Below are 2,363 nucleotides of genomic sequence, written 5' to 3'. Positions count from 1 at the left end.
AATAAAACTATCAAAAGAACACTAAGAAAACGAAAAGCAGTTTGCGACGGCTACTCAAGATTATTTAAGAGGTTATGTGATTTAACAAATATCGAGTGTGTAATTGTTACTGGTACCTCAAAGACTAAGAAAAGTGAAATAGGAAAATCACCTAAAAGAAACAGACACGCATGGAATGCTGCAAAGGTTAATAATAGATGGGAGTTAATTGATGTCACATGGGGGGCTGGATTTGTTGAATCCAAGAAGTTCTTTAAAAGATATACTGAAGATTACTTTTGCAGTAATCCAGAAATGTTTTTTTTCAAGCACTATCCTAAAGATACAAGGTGGTTATTTACAAAGAAAACTAAAGAGGATTTTGCCAATTTGCCATTGTATTATTCAAGCTACTACAAGTCTGAGATTAAATTTAATAGCTCATACAGTGGAGTTATTGAATCTGTGGAAAATGATTTAGTACATTTCAAGGTAGACGCAAATGGAAAATTGCCATATTTGACTTATGCTTTTAATAATGATAAATACTCAAAAAAACCTGATATCGAATATAATGCTGATGAGATTCTTTTCTCCATACCTCTTGAAAATAGAAAAAAGGGATATCTCACATTGTATTATAGGCACAAGGCAATAGTGACATATAAATTAAATCTAAGATAAAAACGGGGGCTAACACGCTAGTATAAAGCATATGGCGTTCGTTGAATTTTGGGAGAATAGTTTGGTAATTGAACACCGCCAAATCGCAGATTTGGCTTTAAAAGAAAAAAACAAATCAAAATATGCGCTTTGGCTCAGTGGCGTTTTGACAGTTTAGCTCGTTTAATCTCCATACGCTTCATCTAGCCAACCGTTGTGTATCATTCCCCACATCAGCACAGACAGGTTAGATTGAAGGTGAATTTATCCTATCCTTTAGAGCTGATTAAGTCCTTTAGCTAACGAATTGACTTAGTGGTATAAATTTCACTAAGTTTACCGTTAGTCAGAATTTAAAAACAACTAAACTTAATCTTATGAAACTAATCAACTGTTCTCTTTCCTACATAGTTCTAATCCTTACTTTAATTAGCTGCACGGGCAAAATTGACAATAAAACAAAGTCTGACCAGTTAGCTAAAAACAAAGTGACCCAACAAACTGAAACAAAGCAGAAAGGTGCAATTATGTTGATTGTAAGAGGGAAAACAAAACTTACAGAAGAAGAAATAGAACTCAGAATGAAAGAACGTGCACCACGATTTAGGGAGCTTTCTGGGCTGATACAGAAATACTATATAAAAACTAAAAATCCTGGAGAGTTTGGAGGTGTATATATATGGGACTCCATGGAATCATTTACAAAGTATAAGGAATCTGATTTAGTCAAGACTATTGCAGCAGCATATGAATTAACAGAAACACCTTCAACTGAATTGATTGACATTATGTTTGAGTTAAGAGAATAACGATACACAACAATGGCTAATAAAGCATGCGGGAGGCAGTGCAATTGGGTAAGTTAGTAAAAGGGCCACCATCGCCAAATCCTTGATTTGGCTTTCTAAAATGAAAAGTTAAAACAAAATACAACGCTTTGGCTACTTAGGATTTTGGAAGCAAAATCTGGTAACATACCCCCACGCTTCATAGCCTTTACCGTTAGCATCAATTTAAAATGGTGACACTAATAATTTTACTAATTGACTTAATTATCTTGTGGCTGTTGTGGCGTTCAAGAAAGAAACGTGGGGAAAAAATGCCTGGATTTTGGGGCTGGATATTGCCAAGTGACTTTTTATATATTCCTGTATTACTATTGTTTGGGGTGATTATTCCTATCCATTTTATAATTAACACCTTTCCTCTAAAATTAAAAAGAACAGAAAGAGAAATGACAGAAATTCAAACCTCAATTATAAAATTTAAGAACGATACTGGTGACTGGCCTTCTGACCTTGAACAAATAATTGCAAATAGCCCTGTAAGACGAAAGTGGAAAAACGACTACTGGGGGACCGAATATAGATTAAAACAAGAAAGTGCAGAACAGGTTTTATTAATTTCTGCTGGTAAAGACCAGATTTTTGAGACAACTGACGATTTAAAAAAAATAATAAAAAACTGATGCTAACACGCCGCACATAGCGCATAGCAGTTCGGCTCATTTTGGTCGTGCAGATTCCCGCCTCGATAGTCTCGTCCTCTCGGACGGACAATCTAAACGCAAATCTGCTAAAGCGCCATGCGGCCAACCGTCAGACTGTCTAAAAACCTATCATTTAAGAATCACAAGATCAGATATTTTGTATCTTCAAGTATGAAATACATCCAAGGCCAAAACCGCACACAAATCCAGTTATTCACCCTTACGCTTGATG

At 35.4% G+C, this 2,363-nt stretch carries 3 protein-coding genes; all 3 read left to right on the top strand.

The features are described 5' to 3' along the window. The coding region (locus tag ACRD69_RS25245; RefSeq protein WP_430817913.1) for a transglutaminase domain-containing protein at window positions 1-663 on the top strand (663 nt) is incomplete at its 5' end. Between the two features lie 356 nt (window positions 664-1,019). Then, the gene (locus ACRD69_RS25240) at window positions 1,020-1,451 is read left to right on the top strand and encodes a YdhR family protein (protein WP_430817912.1); all 432 of its coding nucleotides are present in this window, start codon (window positions 1,020-1,022) and stop codon (window positions 1,449-1,451) included. Window positions 1,452-1,660: 209 nt separating this feature from the next. Further along, the gene (locus tag ACRD69_RS25235) at window positions 1,661-2,110 is read left to right on the top strand and encodes a hypothetical protein (protein WP_430817911.1); all 450 of its coding nucleotides are present in this window, start codon (window positions 1,661-1,663) and stop codon (window positions 2,108-2,110) included. Window positions 2,111-2,363: the final 253 nt, after the last annotated feature.

Origin of the sequence: Carboxylicivirga agarovorans (assembly GCF_050589845.1) — a bacterium.
In the GTDB taxonomy this organism is placed as follows: Bacteria; Bacteroidota; Bacteroidia; order Bacteroidales; family Marinilabiliaceae; genus Carboxylicivirga; species Carboxylicivirga agarovorans.
The sequence above is the reverse complement of the archived record's forward strand: the minus strand, read 5'-3'. Positions and strand labels throughout refer to the sequence as shown.

Bases quoted from the DNA above. Each gene is read 5' to 3' on its own strand.
- ACRD69_RS25240 (WP_430817912.1), top strand. From the start codon at position 1,020: ATGAAACTAATCAACTGTTCTCTTTCCTACATAGTTCTAATCCTTACT.
- ACRD69_RS25235 (WP_430817911.1), top strand. From the start codon at position 1,661: ATGGTGACACTAATAATTTTACTAATTGACTTAATTATCTTGTGGCTG.